The organism is Oricola sp. (assembly GCF_965230365.1).
Taxonomy (GTDB): domain Bacteria; phylum Pseudomonadota; class Alphaproteobacteria; order Rhizobiales; family Rhizobiaceae; genus Oricola.
In genome coordinates, this window is the sequence record NZ_OZ246003.1 from 2,369,803 (window position 1) to 2,388,967 (window position 19,165).

Sequence of the window (19,165 nt, forward strand, 5' to 3'; positions counted from 1 at the left end):
GGGTTTGTCGACAGTCAGCCGATTGGCCGCATCTCGGCGGTCAGCGGGACGTCCGGTTGATCGGCATTCTCGACGATTTCGAGAACGGGTTTGCCTGCCTCCATCCGCCATTGACCGCCGACCAGCGGTGTCTTGGAGATCCCCGGCACCGGACCTGTTGTGAAATTCAGGTGTCCGACGACGCTGTTGTAGTCTGTCGCGCGAATGGTCGCAGCGATGCTGTCCGGATCGCTCAGATCCTCGACCCGCTTCAGGGCATCGATCACGACCTCGAACAGCGAGTGTTTGAAGCCGAGGGGCATGGTCCAGGGATTGCCGGTCGCAGCTTCGTATTCAGCAGCAAGTTCGGCCGAGCTTTGCCCCGTCAGACCGGAACTGAACGGGTGATGGGGTGACCACCAGACTTCGACGGTCAGTCCGTCGGCGCGGTCGCCCAGCCCGGCGATGGCTTGCGGGAATTCTGTCGCCTTGGCCGCCTGCATGATCTTCGGGTGGAAGCCCTGCTGGGCTGCCTGGGTCCAGAAAGTCGTGAAGTCGGGCGGGATCATCACGCCGGTGACGATGTCGACGCCAGCTTCCTTGAACGCAGAAATCTGGGCGCTGAAATCGTCGCTCATGTTTTGGTAGCGTCCGGTGTCGACAAGTTCGTAGACGCGCTTGGCCATCACCGGCGGAAAGCCGAGTTCGGGATGGCTCCAGCCGTTCCCGTCCGGATCATTCGGCCACAGCGCGCCGACAACCTTCGAGGTTTCGATCTGGTCCCACTGATTGATGTAGACCGAGATGATGTCCTCAAGTCCCCAGAAAAAATGGTTGGTGTACTCGAAGCCGGTCGCCGGGTCGCCTTGCCGGCCGAAGAAGTGCGGCTGCCATGGCGTGTCGTTGGTGATGCAGGGAACCCCGTTCAACTCTGCCTGGTCGGCTACCGGGTTCGTGGTGTCGGGGGTCGCGGTCGCGGTGATGATGTCGACCTCGTCGCCGAAGATCAATTCCTGCGCCACGGACGATGCCCGGTTGGAGTTCGACTGGCTGTCCTTGACGATGAACTCGACTGGATGCTTCGCGCCATTGATCGTCAGACCATCGGCAGTCAGCCGTCTGAACTGATCCAGAACAAAGTTGTCGGGTTCCGCGAAAATGGCGAGCGGTCCGGTTTGCGGCGTGACGAAACCGATCTTCACGGTTTTCGGTTTGGCGATGGCCGGGGCTGCCAACCCGCCCACGGCCGCAATCGCCGCCGAAGCGCCGGCCGCCTTCGCAAAACTGCGGCGGGTAATGGTTTTCTTGGTCATGATTATCCTCCCTTGGTGAAAATCCTCGACGGACGGCATGTCGGCTCGTTGTGTCCGGTCTCCCTGCCGGGCCGCGCCGTTACCGCTTCATCCGTGCCAGCGCATCGACAAAGAACGGCCGAAAGCCCTCCGGATGCTCGCTCATCGGGAAGTGGCCCAGTTCATCCATCACCGCGAGCGTCGCACCCGGAATGGCGTCTGCCGTGCGTTTTGCGTCCTCAGGCGTGCACGTGAGGTCATAGGCCCCGACGAGGATGTGGACTGGTGCGCGTGCCGTATCGATCTGACCCAAACGCCCGATCAGGCTGTCGTCGCGGGTGTAGAAACTCAGGTCGCCGCGGAATACGCCCGGACCGCTCATCATGAACATCCACAGCGTGTTCCAGCGTTCCGCCTCCGGCGCATAGGGAGAGATGTTGGCCGAGACCAGCGCCGCACCCATTTCGCCGCCATGCGCGTCCGGGCGGTGGAACCAATCGATATCGTACCAGGCTGGTTGGAAGTCGCTCGCTTCGATGGCGATGAACCCCGCGAAACGGTCGGCATGCATTGCCGCCAGTTGCAACGTGATCCGGCCGCCCATGGAACACCCGGCGAGGATCGGCCGGTCGAGTCCGAGCCCGTCGACCACCGCCAGCACTGTCTCGATGTAGCTGTCGGTCGTCAGCATGTATTCCTGCGTCTGGAAACCTTCCGGTGGCAGGGATTTGCCGTGCCACGGCATGTCGAACGCTATCAGGCGGTAGTCTTCGTTGACCCCCGCGTCGTTCAGCAGGTGACGCCACTGGCGCGTGTCCGCGCCCGCGGTGTGAAGGCAAAGCACCGGCTGGCCTCGGCCCGCTTCCTCGAAATAGATCCGGTGCGGGGTGCCGCCGACATCCACCATCAGATAGCGGCCCGTGATCGGTTCGATGGTCATCGCACCGTTTCCTTCTTGCGCGCAAGCGCCATGAATTCCTTGAAGAAGCGAAGGTTCTTGACCAGCATCAGGATGTCGCCCTCAACCCGGCCGCGTCCGATCTTTACGAGCCCGAATATGTCGTGGAAGCCCGGCTCGGGGCAGGGGCGCCAGAAGCGGCTCAACGCTTCGCCGTCGGTCACAAATGCAAAGCGGTAGGGTGTCTTGCGGCTGGGTCCTTCGGCGATTTCGACGAGCGCGCCCTTTTCGAAGGTCAGATAATACTCGTGGTCATCGACGCGAAGCTGCACGGTTTCCGAAAACAGGCGCCCGAGCCTGAGAAGATGCTCGGTGCTGTTCAGCGCGGCTTGCATTTGTCTCAGTCTGGCCAGCATGTCGAACCCAGTGCTTGCATTGAAAATGTCGGGAAAGCGCCGGGCGGCGCGGGGAGAAGCCCACCGCCCGGCATTGCAGCACTACATCGCTGCCACGGTCTTCAGCACGTTGACGTCCGCAGGATTGACGAGGTCCGAGGCTGTCCAGCCTTCGAGATTGTACTCGCTCATGCATTCCTCTGCGAAAGCCTTCATGGCGTCGAGTTGGCCGGTCGCCTGGGCGGTCAGCATGGTCTCGATGCGGATGTTCTCGTAATTGCCGGCATAGTTGGTTTCGTACAACTCGTGCCTTCCGCCGAACTCGGAACCGATCGCGTCCCACAACAGTTTCAAGAGCTTGACCCGGTCGATCGCCGCGTAGCCGTTCGATCCGCGCACAAAGCGATCGAGATAGGGGCGCACCGCAGGGCTCTCAAAATCGAGCGCCGAGCCGGGCAGGTAGATCAGGCCGGAGGCGACGTGCCGCTCGATCAACTCCTTGATGCGGCCGTAAGCCATCGGCGCGAAGACGCGGTAGGAGAGGCCGGAGAAGATGTTTGGCAGGTTGTAGCCATCGGTGCCGTCCCAGGGGATCGGGTTGTGAACCATCCCGTCGGTGATCCCCTTGAAGAGATTGGCCCATGCGATGACTTCGCCGACCGCTGTCTGAACGCCGCGGAAATCCTTCGCGCCCGTCGCCTCGACTGCCTTGGCGAACAGGCCGGAGATGAACTCCAGCTTGACCGCAAGCCGGGTGCAGCCATGCAGGGTGAAACGCGGGATGAAGCCCGAAGCCGGGAAGAAGGCGTTGATCTTCTCGACGTCGCCATAGATGAAGATGTTCTCCCACGGCACCAGCACCTGGTCGAAGACGAGGATGGAATCGTTCTCGTCAAGGCGCGACGAGAGCGGGTAGTCGAAGGGTGTGCCCACGACGGCTGCGTTGAGCTCGTAGGACGTACGGGAGATCAGTTTGACGCCCTGATTGTCCATCGGCACGGTAAACAGGACAGCGAAGGACTTGTCCTTGATCGGAATTCCGTAGTGCGCGATGAAGTTGTAGTGGGTCAGCGCCGATCCGGTCGCGACCACCTTGGCCCCCGAAACCACGAGTCCGGCATCGGTTTCCTTTTCGACGTGAATGAACACGTCGCGCACATCCTCGATCGCCTTGTCCCGGTCGATCGGCGGATTGACGATGGCGTGGTTCCAGTAGTCGAGCCGTTGCTGCGTGTTGTTGTACCAGGCCTTCGCATTGTCGGCATACTCGCCGTAGAATCCGGCATTGGCGCCGAGCGTTCCCAGAAACGAAGCCTTGTAGTCGGGCGACCGGCCCATCCAGCCGAAGGAGACACGCGTTGGAGTTCGGCAATGGCGTCGCGGGATCTCACCAGGTCTTCGGTGGTTTTGGAGCCGAGAAAGAAGGGATGCGTGGTACCGTTCGAGCCGTTGTCGCAAGCGACGCCGATCTCGCCTGATTTCTCATGGAATTTGTCGTACCAACGCGCGACCATGCGCGCCGAGTTGCGAAAGGCGGGGTGAGTGGTGACGTCCTTCACACGTTCGCCGTGAATATAGATTTCGCGGTCGTCCCTCAGGCTTTCGAGGTATTGTGACCCGGTATAGGGTGCTCCGGCCGGTATGCTTCCGTCCATTGTTAATCCTCCCAGATGCGGCAAATTGCCAAAACAAATCGGTCCGCCAGGCAGCAGACGGGAGCAGGCTGCGGCCTTCCCAGAATTTCCGAAAGGTATCGGCCGATACCGTGATTTCCATTCGAAAATACCGAACTATCTTCAGCGGTCATTTCATTCGGCTGTTCCGAGCGGAATGCAGAGCCGAACAAAAGAGAGACAAAAGAGTGGAAGACCGGAGATGAAAGCCGCAACCAGAATTGGTCAGGTTCTGAGTCTCTTCACGGTCACCGCGCCGGAACGTGGGACCGGCGAGATTTCTGCGTTGCTCGGTATCGCCCATTCCTCGGCGCACGAGTTGTTGAACGGATTGGCGGAAACGGGGTTGCTGCAGAAGCAGGCGCCGGGCCGGTTTCGTCTCGGTCCGATGGTCGCGGCGCTGGGGCAGGTGCTTGCCAACACCGACGGGCTGATCGAGGCGGCGCGCCCCATCGTTGCCCGTACCGCCATGGATCACGGCGAAACCGTCCATGTCGCCGAACTGGCAGGCCGCCAGCTTGCCCCGATCTCCGGCCAGACGGGCAATCGGCCGGTCGGCGTCGGGCGCGATGTCATCTCTTCCGAAACGCCGTTGCATGCCGTCGGTGCGGGCAAGCTTCTACTCGCCCAATTGCCGACAGCCGAACTGCTGCGTATGCTCGAAACGCTGGACTTGACCGGGTTCACCGACAACACGATTACTGCTCGTTCGCTTCTTCGCGACGAGCTTTCGATAATCCGGGAGAGAGGATTCGCTGACGCTGTCGGCGAATGGCATCGGGACCTGGCGACCTGCGCTGCGCCGATCCGGTCGCATGCGGGTGTCTGCGTCGCGGCGTTCTCGCTTGCGGTGCCGCTCAGCCGCTATACGCTGCAGCCTCGCGCCTATCGGACCATCGTCGTTCAGGCCGCCGACAGGATTTCTGCCCGGCTGGGTTGGCAGGATGCCAACCGCCCAACAGGGCAGTTGCCCGGCGGACGGTCGGCATCCTGGCAGGATGTCGCATGATTGGCGATTGGGAATGCAGTGATCCGTTGACCGGGCACGCGGTGCGGCACCCTCACGACAGTCTGTCGCTGTCGGCTTCGATCGTGACGGTCGGCGCGTTCGACGGCGTGCATCGCGGTCATCAGGCGCTTCTGGCCGCCATTGTCCGCCGGTCACGGCAAGCCGGCGTTCCGTCGGTCGTCTACACATTCGATCCACCCCCGAAAACTTACTTCGCGGGCAAGTTGCGGTTGACGCCCCTCGATGAAAAACTGCGGCGCATCTCCCACTTCGGGATCGATCACATTGTTGTCGCTCAGTTCGATGCGGTCTATGCCGCGCGCCCCGCCGAAGCCTTTCTGGCCGAACTGGGCCGGCTCAATCCGGTGCAGGTCTGGGTCGGAGCCGACTTTCGTTTCGGCACCGGCCGCAGCGGCGACACATCGTTGCTGGCTCGTCATTTTGACACCCGCCTGATCGACGAAATCGGCTGCAAGACGGGTGAGAGGATTTCCAGTTCTCGCCTGCGTGACTTGTTCGAAGACGGTCGCCGCGAGGATGCCCGCGCCCTGCATGGCTGGCCGTCGGAAGGCTGCCTTCCCGGGACCGTCGATTGACCTGCGAAAAATCGCTGAAGGAGACCGCATGACCGTCCTGCACGACCGCCCGCCGACCGCCGCAATCGATCCGATACAGTTTCGCAATGCTTGCGGTTGCTTCGCCACCGGCGTCACGATCGTGACGACGCGAGCAGGGGACCGCGACCATGGCATGACCGCCAACGCGTTCATGTCGATATCGCTCGAACCGGCTTTGATCGCCGTCTCCATCGCAAGAGCGGCAAGGTTGCTGCCGTTAATCGAGGCATCGGGGCGTTTCGGCGTATCGGTGCTGGCGGCTGGTACCGAAGATCTCGCGATGCACTTTGCGGGCCGCCCGAACGATGACCTGGTCGATCCCCTGTGCGATCTGGACGGACTTCCGGTAGCCCGAGCCGCCACATCCGTGTTCGCGGCCGATGTCGATCAGGCGGTGCCGGCCGGTGACCACGTTGTTTTCATAGGTCGGGTCAGCGCCTTCGAGACGGTCTCGGAAGAAGGCCCGTTGACATTCTACAAGGGGCGCTTTGGCAAGCTCCATGAGGAAACGCCGCCAATGCTCGATCCCGACTGGATGTTCGCCGGCAGTCATTGGTGAGGGAGCGAGTATCACACAATACCCTGCGGTAGCCGCGGCGCGGTGCTAGGATTTTCAATCATGCAGACGATCTCTGCGCACTGTCGCGAAAAGGTGCCGCAGATTCCATGAAAGTCACGCATCTGGAGGAGGAAAAATATGCGTAATGTTACCATCGAGAACGTCTCGGACGTCGTCATCGGTTCACTTGGCAAATCGAGTGAAGTCAGCGTCCGGCAGCGGGAAATCATGACGTCGCTGATCAGCCACCTGCACGGCTTCGTCAAAGACGTGAATCTCACACACGCCGAGTTCCTCGGCGCCTGCGATTTTCTGGCGCGCGCCGGCCACATCTGCAGCGACAAGCGCCAGGAGTTCATCCTCCTGGGCGACATTCTCGGCGTCGAGGTGTTGGTCGACATGATCTCCAATCCCGTTGCAGGCAGCGAGAGTGAATCGACCGTGCTCGGGCCATTCTACCGGGAAAACCCGCCGGTTCTGCCCAAGGGGGCGTCGACCGTTCAGAAAGCGTTTCCGGACCAGGAGACGGTCTATGTGGAGGGTTATGTGCGCGATGCGGACGGCAACCCGGTTGTCGGCGCGACGCTCGACATCTGGGAGGATGCTCCGAACGGGCTTTATGAAAACCACGATCCGGATCAGCCCGATTACAACTTGCGCGGTCGTTTCGAGACCGATGAAAACGGCCACTATGCGTTGGTCGCGGTGCGCCCGGTGCCGTATCCGATCCCTGAAGACGAAACCGCCGGTGAGCTGCTGCACTTCATGGGCCATCACCCCAATCGTCCGGGGCATCTTCACTTCATCCTGTCAAAGGACGGTTACCGCACGTTGATCACGCAGGTCTACGACGCCGACACCGAATGGCTCGACAACGACTCGGTCTTCGCGGTCAAGGAGAGCCTGATCGGCAAGTTCGAGAAAGCGCCAGAAGGTGCCGATACGGATCTTGTCCTGCGGTTCGACTTCGTACTCCGCGAGGCCGATGCTGTTCAGCTGGCAGCCGAGTAATCCGGCTGAACGCCGCCCGGGCTCAAGTCGGCCCGGGTGGCGGCAAGCGGGCAGCGTGCATCCGAAACGGGAACCGCCATGAACGTCCTAGAGCCTGTATCAGCCAATGAGCATCGGGGTTTCGATGAGGATGCGCTTCGCATTGTGCGCACCGAGACACTTTCGGTAACCGCGCCGACCATCCGCGCGCACAAACTCTCCAACACCGAGATCAGCAACAAGTCGATCATCGTTGTGCGTGTCACGCTCGGCAATGGCGCTGTCGGATACGGGGAGGGGTCTACGCTTGGCGGACCGCGTTGGGCCGAGGAATCGCCGGAATCGATCCGGGCTGCGGTCGACAAATACCTTGCGCCCGCCATCTTCGGACAGCCGGCCAACCGGTTCGAGATGCTCGGCCAGGCGATGGGCAAAGCGGCGACCCGCAATACGGCGGCAAGGGCTGCGATAGACAGCGCGCTTTACGACGCGGTCGGAAGATCGCTCGACTTGCCGGCTTCGCAGCTGCTGGGCGGACGTGTCCACGATGGTTTCGAAGTCATCTGGGCGTTGGCATCCGGCGATGTCGATCAGGAAATCGAAGAGGCGCGCGGCAAGTTTGCCGCCCGCGAGCATCGTCGTTTCAAGGTCAAGATCGGCCTTTCGGAACCTCGGGCCGAAATCCAGCGACTGGCCCGCCTCGCCGAAGCGCTGCCGGACTGCGAGATCATTGTCGATGTCAACCAGGCCTGGACCGTGGCGCAATGCTACCGCTGGATACCGGCGTTGGAGGAACTGGGCATCGCCCTGATCGAGCAACCTGTCGCGTCGGGTGACCGCAGGAACCTGGCGCGGATCACCGAGCGCAGCCGGGTGCCGGTGATGATCGACGAAGGGGCGTTCTCGGTCGGCGAGGTTGCCGAGGCCGGCGCGGATGGCGCGGGAACGGTGTTGTCGCTCAAGCTCGTCAAAAGTGGCGGTCTCATGGAATTGAAACGCGCCGCGGGGATCGCTTCGGCACATGGAATGGAGCTGTACGGCGGCTGTCTCCTCGAAAGCGGGATCGGCGCTGCGGCGCATCTGGCAGTCTTCTCGACCCTCCCGAAACTGCATTGGGGCACCGAGCATTTCGGACCGAAGATCCTCACGCGTGATCTGGTTTCCGGTGGTTTGAACTTTGGCGACTTTCGCGTTGAATGCCCGACCGGCCCCGGTCTCGGAGTGATCGTGGACGAGGATCACATGCTCGAACTCGCAGATGGCGGTTGGCGATCGGCTGCCTCGTAGAATAATAAGTTGGCGCAGGGACGGAGCGCCGCATGAAAATCCGATGGCTGGAGTACTTCATCGCAGTTGCGGAGGAACGCCATTTCGGACGGGCCGCCGAACGGCTGGGCATTGCCCAGCCGCCTCTCAGCCGGCAGATCAAGCAGATCGAGGACGAACTCGGCGTATTGCTTTTCAATCGAGGCCGCAGCCAGGTGACCTTGACACAGGCCGGGGAAAAACTGCTCGAACGCGGACAGCAGATCACCGCAATGCTGGAGGAGGCGCAGCTGGAGGCGCGCCGTATCGGCCAGGGCGCCGAAGGACGGCTGCGCATCGGCTTTGTCGGCTCTTCAACCTATGGCGTGTTGCCCAACATCCTGAAATCCTATCGCCGGCACCATCCGGGTGTGGCGCTCGGCCTGTTTCCGATGAACAACGCCGGCCTTCGTTCCGCGCTCATCCGGCGCGAGATCGATGTGGCGATCGCCCGCCCGAAACTCGACGACGCGGAGATCGTTTCCCGCCAGCTGGTCGAGGAACGGCTGGTAGTTGCACTGTCCGACACGCACCCGTTGGCGCAAAAGAGGAGCCTGCGCCTGCGCGATCTACGCGACGAGGTTACGATCCTCTATCCGGAAAGGCCGCGCCCGAGTTTCGCCGATCATGTGCTGGAACTCTTCCGCGCCGATGGCGGTGAACCGCGCGAGCGGATTTTCGCCATGGATGTTCAGACAGCGATTTCCCTGGTGTCCGTGGAGGTCGGCGGCGCCATCGTACCAGAATCCGTCGGGTCGGCCGAGCGCAAGGGGATCTGCTCCGTCGCGCTGGACAATCCCGAAGCAACGACCGCGGTTTCGGTGAACACGCGCATTGACGACCAGTCCGTCCACGTAAAACAATTCGTGGACATTGCGCTGAAGGTGTCGCGACGGCCTCTATGAGCCAGGCTGAAGCGCTCAACACTGGCGGTGGCAGCGGCCTCGATCGAGACTGGTTGGTCACATGGAGGCGGGTGACGAGCACATTGTCCAACCTGGCCAATTCCTCTTCTTCGTCGGACTGCACATGGTGGCTACCACGTTCCAGCCACGCAATGAGAAGAGTTTGGCGGCTTCCTTGCTAACACCCGAGGAAGCGCGGGTGATCAGGTCGGTCTGGGGTATGCCTTCGATCCTTGCTGTCGGTCGATTTGCTGAGACCTAGACCGGGGGCTCCAGCACTCTTGACATTGGCGGGTCGTTCCGAGGTTACGGACGATCTTGCCAATCGGATTGGGGCGAATTGCCCCAAAGCCGCGCTCCTGTAAAACGGAGCGCGGTGTTGTGCTTAGGTGGATGATGTATCAAGCGGGGAAGTTGGCGTTGGCGCCGGCGCCAATGTCGAAGACATCGCCCGAGATCATGGCCGAGGCTTCCGAACAGAGGAAGGCGGCGACCGAGCCGACATATTCCGGCCCGTAGAAACCGACCGGCAGGACGTGGATGTCTCTTGCGACCTCTTCGAACTGATCCCAGGTGAGCGTCACGCCCGGTATCATATTTGAAAGCACGTGGTCGTTTTCCAAGAGCGGCGTGCGGCAGAGGGTTGGGCAAAGCGCGTTTACGCGCACGCCGTCCGGTCCGAGCGCCAGAGCGGCGCTCTTCGTGAGTCCGATAATCGCCCACTTGGTGGCACTGTAGACCGGGAAACGATCCGAACCGCTGCGGCCGGTGACGGAGGCCATGGTCACGATCGAACCAGAGCCCTGCTCGCGCAGGATCGGGGTCGCGGCTTGAATGGTCTTGATCACACCCTTGAGGTTGATGTCGATGATCAGCGACAACTCTTCTTCCGAAAACTGCTCTAGCGATCCGGGTTGGGTGATACCGGCATTGGCGACGATGAAATCGAGCCCGCCAAGCTCGGAGACAGCACGGTCCATCGCCGCCTTCTGGGCGTCGAAATCGCGTACGTCACCCGTAACCGCAAGGCATTGCACTCCATGCGCCTCAATCGCGGTCTTAGCCGCAGCAAGGTCGTCGGCGCTGGCCAGCGGATAGGGCACTTCGGGGATCTGGGTGGCGATATCGAAGAGCAGAATGTTGGCGCCCCTGGCTGCCAGCGCCTCGGCGCAGCCGAGCCCGATGCCGCGGGCACCGCCGGTGACGAAGGCGGTCTTGCCTTCGAATTCGCGCGCGGGCGTCTCGCCTTCGGCGGTCGCGGAATGGACGAGCCCGGCGGCAAGGCCAAGAGCAGCGCCACCTGTCAGAATCGTGCGGCGGGTGGTGTCTATCGTCATGGAGTTTTCCTTTCTGGGGTTCGCAGAAGTGGATCAGCCGACGGGGTTCAGCTTCACGCCGATATGCTCTTCGAGGATCGGTTGCACCACGGTGCGCACGTCATATTGTTTGTCGCCCTCGTAGCGCGGGGCGTAGCTTTCATAAGCCTTCATGAGCTGGTCATGCTTGGCTTGGATGCGCACGGCATTATAAGCGTGAGAAACCACCCAGAATTCACCGGCCTTCAGCTGTTTCATGGCGATCGCGACGTATTCGTCCGTCGGCATGCCGTGCTGCATGTTTTCTTTCGGGCCAAGCTCTGACACCACGAAACCGGGGCATATCAGCGACACGTCGATGAACTCGGGCAGTTCCTCGCGCAGGGAGTGGGTAATGGCGTAGACCGAGTGCTTGGTGCCGACATAGGCTCCGTTCAGAGGCGTGCCATGAAACAGCGAGTTTTCCGAACCGACATTGTAGATCGCGGCTGGTGTACCTTGTTCGAGGAAGCGTTTGCCGAAGATCTGCGAGGCAACGACAACGGAGAAGTAGTTCACCTCGTATATCGCGCGGAAATGCTCGAGCGGCATCTGGAGCACCGGGGCGTGGGGCACCATGATGCCGGCGTTGTTCACCAGCACATCGACATGCCCCTTCCAGTCCCAGGCGAACGCGGCCAGCGCTTCAACATCCTCAGGAACAGTCACGTCACCGGCCAGAATGGTGACCTCAATGCCCAGGGCTTCCAGTTCGGCCTTGGCCTCATCAAGCCGATCCTGATGGAGGCCGTTCAGTACGATCCTGGCGCCTTCCTGACCGAATGCTTTGGCAAATCCTTTGCCGATGCCGGTGGCTCCGCCGGTGATGACCACGACTTTTCCGTTGAAATCCTGCATGTTGCTCTCCAGTCGATTGGCCAACCTTCCCCGTTTGGGCGATGGCCCATTGATACTCTAAAGTTCCGGATTGAGGTCTTTTTCATCTATGGTGACTGCGGCCAGCGGCCCGGCACCTACGGGAAAACCTAAGTCGTCAAACGCGCGTTCGTAATGATGGATGGCGCCAATTATGTGCCGAATGGTGCCAGGACTCAGATTGACAACCGGTTGCGAACATCCGCCGGGGTTTGACCTGTCCAGCCATGGAATGCGCGATAGAACGAGGCGGGATCTTGGAAGCCCAGCAAATAGGAGATTTCGACCACGCTCACCTCGGGCTTCTTCAGGTAGTGGTACGACAGATCAGATCGGGTCTGGTCCAGCACCTCCTGAAATGTGGTTCCCTCGTCCTTCAGTTTGCGCTGAAGCGTGCGCTTCGAGACGTGTAGTCGTTTGCAGATATCGTCCACCGTGTTATGCCCCGAAGGCAGCGCCTCCAGCAGGGCATTGCGCACTCTTTCGGACACTTCGACGCGAACGTTGCGATTCAGAATCTTTTTGCGCAAGCCTACTTCGAACCCGGCCCACATCTCTTCATTATGGGTGATCAGCGGCAGGGTGGCGTCGTGGAGCGAGAAGGTGAGGTGGAAGTCCTGTGCGGGTTCGGGCGTAACACCCAGAATTGGTATCAGCGGTGCCCATTCTTCGGCCGTCCCCGTCATGCCGATAGCCAGCGGCACAATGTGTTCGCCTGTAAAGGTCCGGCAGCATTCCAAAAAGTACACTGCTTCGAACCGGGTGACGATGGGCGGAATCGGCACGTCGGGATCTACCGAACTGTAGATGACGGCCAGCGCGTCCTCTTGGCGTTTCACCTCCAGTTGAAGCGGCCCCATCAAAGGTTTGAATAGCGCCAACCGGGTTAGACCCTTTTCGATATCTTGACTGCAGGAGAAGGCAAATATCGGCGGTACGAACGGCCCGCGTGCCATCGCTTGCCCCAAGCGCAAAGCAAGATCGGGCTTTCCGTACTCGGCCTCCAATGCTTCCCAGAGCGCGAACCACTCGCGTGCTGTCACGCCGCGCTCTTCCGAGAACAGGTAGTCCTCGGGCAGCCCGGCCCGGCGCAACACCCGTTCAGGGGAAATCTTCAGCATCTGTACAACCGCACGCGTTGTAACGCTGCTCAGATATCTGTCTTTCGATTTCATCCGTACTTCCGCTTCGGTAGTGGCTCGGTCATTCCAATCATCAGATTGCTTGAAGAAATATCCAGTGGAGGTGTGCCGGTTGGCACCATCAGGCAGCAATTTGGCGCGGTTTGCAAATGACCGGTATCATTCCCGGTCGTATCCGTGAGAAGAAAGCTTTGGAGAGGGCTGATGCTCGACAAATTGGGCTTAACATCGCAAAGAGCGGCGATGACGGGCGCTGGGCTTTTGCTGTTGACAGGTTCGCTACACAGCATCGCCTTCCTGATCCACGAATGGAACGCTGACACGATACCGCTAATTCCGGTTGGTATCTTGTATCTGGCCTTGGGGGCGCTGATCCGCTCGGGTCACCAAGGCGCCCGAACCTGGGCCATGATCGCTGTGTCTCTCGGCCTATGTGCAGCCTTCCTGACTTTCGGAGGGGACGTACCCACTTGGCTCTACGTGATCTACATTCTGATAGACATCGGGATTCTGACCATGCTCGGTTGGGCACGAATACACGCCCATTAGGCGTTAGATCCCCGGTTTGACGGTGCTTTTCATTCGATGGAATGGAAAGATGCACCAAGGAACGAGATCATCATTGCAGCGCCGCGACCACATACGATGCGCCTGCTCGATGATTGCCTATGGGGCCTCCAGCCGACGATCCCGCTTGTCACACGCTCCTCTCTGCAACGATGCCTGCAGCGGTAGGGATCCCAAGCCTGCCCGAGAAGACCGGCGGCAAACCAGCGCTGTCTCTTGGATGAAGTTCTTCACAGAGCAACGGGGAACGAACCGAACGACTACACGGGGTTGAGTAGAAAGACTTGGTGCAACTCAACCGAAGCTGGTTCGAATGGTCTCGATGCTAAAGAAAGCGATACTCTGGCAGGATTGTCCGCGCTTCGGTAAAGGTCGGGCATGGAGAGAAAACCGCTGAACATTGCAGCCCAGTGTCTGTCCGTCGCCCCGATGATGGACTGGACGGATCGTCACTGCCGGTATTTCCACCGGCAACTGACGAAGTCCGCGTTGCTTTACACCGAGATGGTGGTTGCAGACGCGGTCATTCGCGGCGATCGCCAGCGGCTGCTTAGCTATGACGACGCCGAACATCCGGTCGCGCTGCAACTGGGCGGCAGCGATCCGGAGAAGCTTGCGGAGGCGACACGGATCGCGGCCGACTTCGGCTATGACGAGATCAATCTGAATGTCGGCTGTCCGTCCGACCGCGTCCAGTCCGGGACATTCGGCGCCTGCCTGATGCTGCAACCCGATCTGGTTGCGCGCTGCATCGAGGCGATGCGCCGCGCGGCGCCCGACACGGTGCGGGTGACGGTCAAATGCCGCATCGGTGTCGACGAGCAGGACCCGGAGATCGCATTGTTCGGACTGGCGCGCGACGTGATCGCGGCCGGATCGCAGGCGGTCTGGGTCCATGCGCGCAAGGCTTGGTTGCAGGGCCTCAGCCCGAGAGAAAACCGGGATATCCCGCCGCTCGACTACGACATCGTCTATCGATTGAAGCGGGTCCATCCCGATGTCTTTATCGGCATCAATGGCGGGATTACCGATCTCGATCAGGTCCGCGATCATCTCACACGGGTCGATGGCGCCATGCTCGGGCGGGCGGCCTATCATTCGCCGGGAATTTTGGCCGGCGTCGATGCAATGATGTCAGGCGGGACCGCCGCTGAGCCGGATTACCAAAGAATCATGGAAGCGATGGCGGCTTATGCGGACCGCCATGTCACCGCCGGCGGCCGCGTGCAGCATGTCACCCGGCACATGATCGGGTTGTTTCAGGGAATGCCCGGCGCACGGCGCTACCGGCAAATCCTGACCGTGGAGACGGCCAAGCCGGATTGCGGTCCCGATGTGTTGTTTGCGGCCATGCAGGCCGTGCATCTGGAAGACGCGACGGCCCCGGCGGCCTAATCCGGACTGGCTGCTAGGGGGAAACCGGCGTCCGCTTCACAAGGGCCGGCCATGCCGGTGCGCCGTAGTCGGCTGCAAGCTGCGTGTTATCCGTTTTGTGGGCATTGCTCGGGGTCATGCCCGCGCCCACAACGGCTACCAGCAAGGCTGCGACAAATACCAAACTCCAGCGATCCATGGTCATTTCTCCTCACTATTAGACCAAAGTATACGTACTTTAGTCTAACAAACAATGAAGAGAGCAGTCGTCGCTTGATAATTGCCGGCGGTGACTACAACGAAGTCGGCGATTTACAACGCTATGGCGCCGCGCTAGCCAAGCGGACCACGGCATCGTTGCCGCCAGCCGGGAAGCGGGACAAACCGAAATGGCGTTCATGGATATAGCGTGGCTGATCGCCGCGATGGCGGGCGCCGGTGTCGTCGCAGGATTGCTCGCCGGTGTGTTCGGCATTGGCGGCGGCGCCGTGCTGGTCCCGGTGTTCTTTCAGGTCTTCGGGATCATCGGTGTCGACGATGCGGTGCGGATGCATCTGTCGGTCGGAACGTCGCTGGCGATCATCGTGCCGACATCGATCCGCTCGTTCCTGTCGCATCGCGCCCGTGGCGCAGTCGATTTGGAGATCCTGCGCAGCTTTGTCTTCGCGGTTCCCGCCGGCGTGCTGATCGCGGCGCTGGTTTTTGCGTCGATTTCGAGCGGCGGGCTGCGGCTGATCTTCGGCGCCATTGCATTCCTGATCGGGATAAAGCTGGTCTTCGATCGGCCGGAATGGCGGCTGGGCGACACGCTTCCGGTCGGTCCGGTTCGCTGGTTCGTCGGCGTGCTGATCGGCTTCCTGTCGACCTTGATGGGTATCGGCGGCGGCGTCCTGAACAACACTTTCATGACGCTGTTCGGCCGGCCGATCCACCAGGCGGTCGCGACGTCGTCCGGTGTCGGCGTGCTGATCTCGATCCCCGGGTTCCTCGGTGCGATATGGGCCGGCTGGGACAAGACCGGGCTGCCGATCTTCTCGACCGGCTATGTCAACTGGATCGCCGTCGCGCTGATCATCCCGATCACGCTGCTGGTCACGCCATTTGGCGTGCGGATCGCGCACGGGCTGGAAAAACGGCAGCTGGAAATCGCCTTCGGCATCTTCATGTTCGTCGTTGCAACCCGCTTCATCATGAGCGTCCTCTAGGCGAGGGGCTCAGTTTCTCAGAACGAGCCTGTCGCGGGTAACCTCGAAAGAACTCAGCGTGTCGAGGAAATTCATGCCGAGCAGGTTGGAACCGAGCGCGCTGTCGCGGGCGACCAGCGCCAGCATGTTGGTGCGGCCGATGCCGCCGATCTCGATGTCGAGATCGTTGATCCGCGCCGCCATGGCGGTGCCGTTCGCGGTCGCGACGGGAACCGTGAAGCGCAGGTTTTCGACTTCGTAGCCGGCGCTGCGGGCGCTCGATTCCGTCAGCACGATGGTCGACGCGCCGGTGTCGACCAGAAACGACTGGTCCGCGCCGTTGATGGTGCCACGCGTGACGAAATGCTGCCCGCGACGGTTGATCGTAACGGTCTGGCGGCCCTGCGAGTCGGTTGACGACACGGGCTGTCCCGGCAACAGCACGGAGGCGACCCGGCCGGCGCTGTTTTGCAGTTCGTAGCGGTATTCGTAGCTGACGACCAGGACGATCAGCAGGGCCAGCCAGATGGCGGCATGACGCGCCATGGTGCCGAAACGCTGGCCCGAGGCGAACAGGCCGGCCGCCAGCACCGTGCCCAGCAGGCCGAGATAGATCGTGCTTGCGAACTGGTCGTCGGACATCGGTCCGATCGTGCCGTCATTGCCGTTGAACAGCAGGATCAACAGGCCGGCACCGAGAACAGTGAAGATGGCAAGCGCAAACAGGTTCATAAAGCTCTACTCCGAACTCCGCGCAGCGTCTTCGCGCTCCCGCGCCATGCGCTGGCGACGGGTTTCGCGCCGCGGCTTGCGTTCGACGGTCTCCAGCCGCGCCGGCAATGCATCCATGATCGTCCGGCGCTCTTCCGGCGTATAGAGCGTCCATGCGCCGATTTCGTCGCGCGTTCGTCCGCACCCGAAGCAGTAGCCGGTCTGCTCGTCTATGGAGCATACGAGAATGCAGGGCGATTCAATGGCGCTCATCCGGGTCTCCTGCCAATTCAAGTGGGCACTGAAAATCCGAGCGCAAGGCCGGTCAGCAACGAGATTTCGACGATTTGCTGGCAGGCCCCCAGCGTGTCGCCCGTGACGCCGCCGATCATCCTCCGGCACAGGCGGGCAAACAGGCGCGCCGCCAGCACGGCGAGAAGTAGCGCGACGAGCGTGGAAAAAAAGCCCGTGGCCACGACACCGCCGACTGCAAACAACACCAGGCCGCAGATCGAAGCGAAGGTCACAGTCCCGTCGGCCGGCTTGCCGATCGAGGCGGCCAAACCCTTGTCGAGCGCGTCCGGTAACTCGGCCCACAGCCAGACCATCGCCGCGCGCGATGCAGCCGCGACGGCCAGCAGCGCGATCGCCGCTGCAGGCGCGCCGTGCTGCGCAAGGATTGCCGCGAGTGCCGCGACGCGCAGAAGCAGGCTCCCGCAAAGGGCGATCACGCCATAGGAGCCGACACGCGAATCCTTCATGATCTCCAGCCGCCGTTCGCGCTGGCTAGCGCCGCCGAAACCGTCGGCGACATCGGCCAGCCCGTCTTCGTGCAGCGCGCCGCAAACCGCGACCAGCGCCAGCACGGTGAATCCGGCGACGATCAGATCGGATCCGCCTGCTGTCGCCATCACGATCAGCAGCAGGCATGGGCCGGCGGCAATCACCACGCCGGCCAGCGGAAACGCCGCCACATCCGCGCGCAGGTCCGCGGCCTTTTCATCGCCCTGGTCGAAGTAGCGCGCGGCGACCGGCAGCCGCGACAGAAACGCCACCGAGCGCATCGTCCGTCCCCACAGCCCGGCGGTTTGATCGAGATATGCCATGGTCGAAAAAGTTGCGTGACTGCGAGAGTTTGTGTCGTTTTGGATCGGTCTTCGTGTATAGGGCACGGTCGATAAACACGCCACACAATTCCCGATCCGAGGCAACCCATGACCAGCGGCCTTCCCTTCGACGACATCCGCAACCTGATCGCCAGCATGCCGGAGGGCGACGAGGCAGCCGCCGATGCGGTGCGGGCGCGCGACGCGCAGCTGACCAAGCCCGCCGGCGCGCTCGGACGGCTCGAGGAGATCGCGATCTGGCTGGCCCGCTGGACCGGCCGTCCGCCGGCGGTCACGCGGCCGCTCGTCGCGGTGTTTGCCGGCAATCACGGCGTGGTCGAAAACGCCATCACACCGTTTCCGCCAAGCGTCACCGCGCAGATGGTCGAAAACTTCGCCGCCGGCGGCGCGGCGATCAACCAGATCTGTATTGCCCACGACATCGGGCTGAAGGTCTTCGACCTGGCGCTCGACTACCCGACGGCGGATATCGCAAGGGAAGCGGCGATGGACGAAAAGACCTGCGCGGCGACCATGGCCTTCGGCATGGAGGCGATTGCCGGCGGCACGGATCTGCTGTGCCTCGGCGAAATGGGGATCGGCAACACCACCGTCGCGGCTGCGATCTATCACGGCCTTTATGGCGGCAATGCCGAGGACTGGGTCGGACCGGGCACCGGCTCGACCGGCGAATTGCTGGACCGCAAGATCGATGTCGTGCGCCGTGCGGTGGCGCTGCACAAGGCGCATCTCGACGACCCGCTGGAGGTGCTGCGCCGTCTTGGCGGGCGCGAGATCGCCGCGATCGCAGGGGCGATCCTGGCGGCGCGAACCGAACGGATCCCGGTCATCATCGACGGTTTTGTCGCCACCGCCGGCGCCGCCATCCTGCACGCCGCCGATCCGCGCGCGCTCGATCACTGCCTTGCCGGCCATGTTTCCGCCGAACCGGCGCATGCCGCGGTGCTGGAGAAGATCGGCCTCAGGCCGGTGCTTTCGCTCGACATGCGGCTGGGCGAGGGGACCGGCGCGGCGCTTGCCGCCGGCATCGTCAAGTCCGCAGCGCTGTGCCATTCGGGGATGGCGACCTTCGAACAGGCCGGTGTCAGCGGGGAGAGCGCCTAAGGCGGGGGCGGCCTTCGGCGCGCTTTCGCCTCACCCCCTCATCGCCTCGCTTGGCTCCGCACGTCTCCCCCAAGGGAGAAGACGCCAGCCGGCGCCATCCAGG

20 protein-coding genes and 2 pseudogenes are annotated in these 19,165 nt (G+C 61.9%); 11 read left to right on the top strand and 11 right to left on the bottom strand.

What is annotated here, in order from left to right; all coding sequences use genetic code 11:
- Nucleotides 1-14: 14 nt before the first annotated feature.
- The 5 genes and pseudogenes from ACO06R_RS11365 to ACO06R_RS11385 all read right to left on the bottom strand — a co-directional run.
- Nucleotides 15-1,292, bottom strand: a complete 1,278-nt coding sequence (locus ACO06R_RS11365; protein ID WP_421849601.1) for an ABC transporter substrate-binding protein — start codon at nt 1,290-1,292, stop codon at nt 15-17.
- A 79-nt stretch (nt 1,293-1,371) separates the two neighbouring features.
- Nucleotides 1,372-2,211, bottom strand: a complete 840-nt coding sequence (locus ACO06R_RS11370) for an alpha/beta fold hydrolase (RefSeq protein ID WP_421849604.1) — start codon at nt 2,209-2,211, stop codon at nt 1,372-1,374.
- Complete coding sequence (locus ACO06R_RS11375; protein WP_421849607.1) at nt 2,208-2,585, bottom strand: hypothetical protein; 378 nt, start codon at nt 2,583-2,585, stop codon at nt 2,208-2,210. Before ACO06R_RS11375 ends, ACO06R_RS11370 begins: the two co-directional genes overlap by 4 nt.
- 81 nt (nt 2,586-2,666) lie before the next feature.
- Complete coding sequence (locus tag ACO06R_RS11380) at nt 2,667-3,425, bottom strand: 4-hydroxyphenylacetate 3-hydroxylase C-terminal domain-containing protein (protein ID WP_421859357.1); 759 nt, start codon at nt 3,423-3,425, stop codon at nt 2,667-2,669.
- A 30-nt stretch (nt 3,426-3,455) separates the two neighbouring features.
- Nucleotides 3,456-4,219 (bottom strand): annotated as a pseudogene (locus tag ACO06R_RS11385) (4-hydroxyphenylacetate 3-hydroxylase N-terminal domain-containing protein); the annotation flags it as partial.
- 220 nt (nt 4,220-4,439) lie between these two features.
- Between ACO06R_RS11385 and ACO06R_RS11390 the strand changes: the two are divergent.
- The 6 genes from ACO06R_RS11390 (at nt 4,440) to ACO06R_RS11415 (ending at nt 9,622) form a co-directional block, all read left to right on the top strand.
- Complete coding sequence (locus ACO06R_RS11390; RefSeq protein ID WP_421849610.1) at nt 4,440-5,246, top strand: IclR family transcriptional regulator; 807 nt, start codon at nt 4,440-4,442, stop codon at nt 5,244-5,246.
- Complete coding sequence (locus ACO06R_RS11395) at nt 5,243-5,842, top strand: FAD synthetase (RefSeq protein WP_421849613.1); 600 nt, start codon at nt 5,243-5,245, stop codon at nt 5,840-5,842. The genes ACO06R_RS11390 and ACO06R_RS11395 overlap by 4 nt, the downstream gene beginning before the upstream one ends.
- A 28-nt stretch (nt 5,843-5,870) precedes the next feature.
- Entirely contained in the window at nt 5,871-6,422 is a 552-nt protein-coding gene (locus tag ACO06R_RS11400; protein WP_421849616.1) for a flavin reductase family protein, read from the top strand.
- A gap of 138 nt (nt 6,423-6,560) precedes the next feature.
- Nucleotides 6,561-7,433, top strand: coding sequence for a dioxygenase (locus ACO06R_RS11405; RefSeq protein WP_421849619.1), 873 nt, complete (start codon nt 6,561-6,563; stop codon nt 7,431-7,433).
- A 78-nt stretch (nt 7,434-7,511) separates the two neighbouring features.
- Nucleotides 7,512-8,699: a muconate/chloromuconate family cycloisomerase gene (locus ACO06R_RS11410; protein WP_421849622.1), complete on the top strand. Its 1,188-nt coding sequence runs from the start codon at nt 7,512-7,514 to the stop codon at nt 8,697-8,699.
- A 32-nt stretch (nt 8,700-8,731) separates the two neighbouring features.
- Complete coding sequence (locus tag ACO06R_RS11415; RefSeq protein ID WP_421849626.1) at nt 8,732-9,622, top strand: LysR substrate-binding domain-containing protein; 891 nt, start codon at nt 8,732-8,734, stop codon at nt 9,620-9,622.
- 401 nt (nt 9,623-10,023) lie between these two features.
- Here ACO06R_RS11415 and ACO06R_RS11420 read toward each other — a convergent pair whose 3' ends face one another.
- From ACO06R_RS11420 to ACO06R_RS11430, 3 genes are all read right to left on the bottom strand, one after another.
- A complete protein-coding gene (locus ACO06R_RS11420) occupies nt 10,024-10,959 on the bottom strand; it encodes an SDR family NAD(P)-dependent oxidoreductase (RefSeq protein ID WP_421849629.1) in 936 nt (311 codons plus the stop codon).
- Between the two features lie 33 nt (nt 10,960-10,992).
- Nucleotides 10,993-11,835, bottom strand: coding sequence for an SDR family NAD(P)-dependent oxidoreductase (locus tag ACO06R_RS11425; protein WP_421849632.1), 843 nt, complete (start codon nt 11,833-11,835; stop codon nt 10,993-10,995).
- A gap of 194 nt (nt 11,836-12,029) precedes the next feature.
- Nucleotides 12,030-13,028, bottom strand: a complete 999-nt coding sequence (locus ACO06R_RS11430; protein ID WP_421849635.1) for an AraC family transcriptional regulator ligand-binding domain-containing protein — start codon at nt 13,026-13,028, stop codon at nt 12,030-12,032.
- Between the two features lie 171 nt (nt 13,029-13,199).
- Between ACO06R_RS11430 and ACO06R_RS11435 the strand changes: the two genes are divergently transcribed.
- The 4 genes and pseudogenes from ACO06R_RS11435 (at nt 13,200) to ACO06R_RS11450 (ending at nt 16,141) form a co-directional block, all read left to right on the top strand.
- Nucleotides 13,200-13,544 carry a hypothetical protein gene (locus ACO06R_RS11435; protein ID WP_421849639.1) on the top strand — a complete coding sequence of 115 codons (345 nt, stop codon included), beginning with the start codon at nt 13,200-13,202 and terminating at the stop codon, nt 13,542-13,544.
- A 63-nt stretch (nt 13,545-13,607) separates the two neighbouring features.
- Nucleotides 13,608-13,768 (top strand): annotated as a pseudogene (locus tag ACO06R_RS11440) (IS481 family transposase); the annotation flags it as partial.
- A 172-nt stretch (nt 13,769-13,940) separates the two neighbouring features.
- Entirely contained in the window at nt 13,941-14,957 is a 1,017-nt protein-coding gene (gene dusA / locus ACO06R_RS11445; RefSeq protein ID WP_421849641.1) for a tRNA dihydrouridine(20/20a) synthase DusA, read from the top strand.
- Nucleotides 14,958-15,325: 368 nt separating this feature from the next.
- Nucleotides 15,326-16,141, top strand: a complete 816-nt coding sequence (locus tag ACO06R_RS11450) for a sulfite exporter TauE/SafE family protein (RefSeq protein WP_421849644.1) — start codon at nt 15,326-15,328, stop codon at nt 16,139-16,141.
- Nucleotides 16,142-16,150: 9 nt separating this feature from the next.
- Here ACO06R_RS11450 and ACO06R_RS11455 read toward each other — a convergent pair whose 3' ends face one another.
- Genes ACO06R_RS11455 through ACO06R_RS11465 form a run of 3 tightly spaced genes read right to left on the bottom strand, consistent with a single transcriptional unit; the run spans nt 16,151 to nt 17,937 of the window.
- A complete protein-coding gene (locus tag ACO06R_RS11455; protein WP_421849648.1) occupies nt 16,151-16,852 on the bottom strand; it encodes a retropepsin-like aspartic protease family protein in 702 nt (233 codons plus the stop codon).
- A 6-nt stretch (nt 16,853-16,858) separates the two neighbouring features.
- The gene (locus tag ACO06R_RS11460) at nt 16,859-17,095 is read right to left on the bottom strand and encodes a DUF1289 domain-containing protein (protein WP_421859359.1); all 237 of its coding nucleotides are present in this window, start codon (nt 17,093-17,095) and stop codon (nt 16,859-16,861) included.
- A gap of 26 nt (nt 17,096-17,121) precedes the next feature.
- Nucleotides 17,122-17,937, bottom strand: coding sequence for an adenosylcobinamide-GDP ribazoletransferase (locus ACO06R_RS11465; protein ID WP_421849651.1), 816 nt, complete (start codon nt 17,935-17,937; stop codon nt 17,122-17,124).
- Nucleotides 17,938-18,045: 108 nt separating this feature from the next.
- Here ACO06R_RS11465 and cobT point away from each other — a divergent pair, with 108 nt between their 5' ends.
- Nucleotides 18,046-19,062, top strand: a complete 1,017-nt coding sequence (gene cobT, locus ACO06R_RS11470; protein WP_421849655.1) for a nicotinate-nucleotide--dimethylbenzimidazole phosphoribosyltransferase — start codon at nt 18,046-18,048, stop codon at nt 19,060-19,062.
- The last annotated feature ends 103 nt before the right edge of the window (nt 19,063-19,165 follow it).

Bases quoted from the DNA above. Each gene is read 5' to 3' on its own strand.
- ACO06R_RS11365 (WP_421849601.1), bottom strand. From the start codon at position 1,292: ATGACCAAGAAAACCATTACCCGCCGCAGTTTTGCGAAGGCGGCCGGC.
- ACO06R_RS11370 (WP_421849604.1), bottom strand. From the start codon at position 2,211: ATGACCATCGAACCGATCACGGGCCGCTATCTGATGGTGGATGTCGGC.
- ACO06R_RS11375 (WP_421849607.1), bottom strand. From the start codon at position 2,585: ATGCTGGCCAGACTGAGACAAATGCAAGCCGCGCTGAACAGCACCGAG.
- ACO06R_RS11390 (WP_421849610.1), top strand. From the start codon at position 4,440: ATGAAAGCCGCAACCAGAATTGGTCAGGTTCTGAGTCTCTTCACGGTC.
- ACO06R_RS11395 (WP_421849613.1), top strand. From the start codon at position 5,243: ATGATTGGCGATTGGGAATGCAGTGATCCGTTGACCGGGCACGCGGTG.
- ACO06R_RS11400 (WP_421849616.1), top strand. From the start codon at position 5,871: ATGACCGTCCTGCACGACCGCCCGCCGACCGCCGCAATCGATCCGATA.
- ACO06R_RS11405 (WP_421849619.1), top strand. From the start codon at position 6,561: ATGCGTAATGTTACCATCGAGAACGTCTCGGACGTCGTCATCGGTTCA.
- ACO06R_RS11410 (WP_421849622.1), top strand. From the start codon at position 7,512: ATGAACGTCCTAGAGCCTGTATCAGCCAATGAGCATCGGGGTTTCGAT.
- ACO06R_RS11415 (WP_421849626.1), top strand. From the start codon at position 8,732: ATGAAAATCCGATGGCTGGAGTACTTCATCGCAGTTGCGGAGGAACGC.
- ACO06R_RS11420 (WP_421849629.1), bottom strand. From the start codon at position 10,959: ATGACGATAGACACCACCCGCCGCACGATTCTGACAGGTGGCGCTGCT.
- ACO06R_RS11425 (WP_421849632.1), bottom strand. From the start codon at position 11,835: ATGCAGGATTTCAACGGAAAAGTCGTGGTCATCACCGGCGGAGCCACC.
- ACO06R_RS11430 (WP_421849635.1), bottom strand. From the start codon at position 13,028: ATGAAATCGAAAGACAGATATCTGAGCAGCGTTACAACGCGTGCGGTT.
- ACO06R_RS11435 (WP_421849639.1), top strand. From the start codon at position 13,200: ATGCTCGACAAATTGGGCTTAACATCGCAAAGAGCGGCGATGACGGGC.
- dusA (WP_421849641.1), top strand. From the start codon at position 13,941: ATGGAGAGAAAACCGCTGAACATTGCAGCCCAGTGTCTGTCCGTCGCC.
- ACO06R_RS11450 (WP_421849644.1), top strand. From the start codon at position 15,326: ATGGCGTTCATGGATATAGCGTGGCTGATCGCCGCGATGGCGGGCGCC.
- ACO06R_RS11455 (WP_421849648.1), bottom strand. From the start codon at position 16,852: ATGAACCTGTTTGCGCTTGCCATCTTCACTGTTCTCGGTGCCGGCCTG.
- ACO06R_RS11465 (WP_421849651.1), bottom strand. From the start codon at position 17,937: ATGGCATATCTCGATCAAACCGCCGGGCTGTGGGGACGGACGATGCGC.
- cobT (WP_421849655.1), top strand. From the start codon at position 18,046: ATGACCAGCGGCCTTCCCTTCGACGACATCCGCAACCTGATCGCCAGC.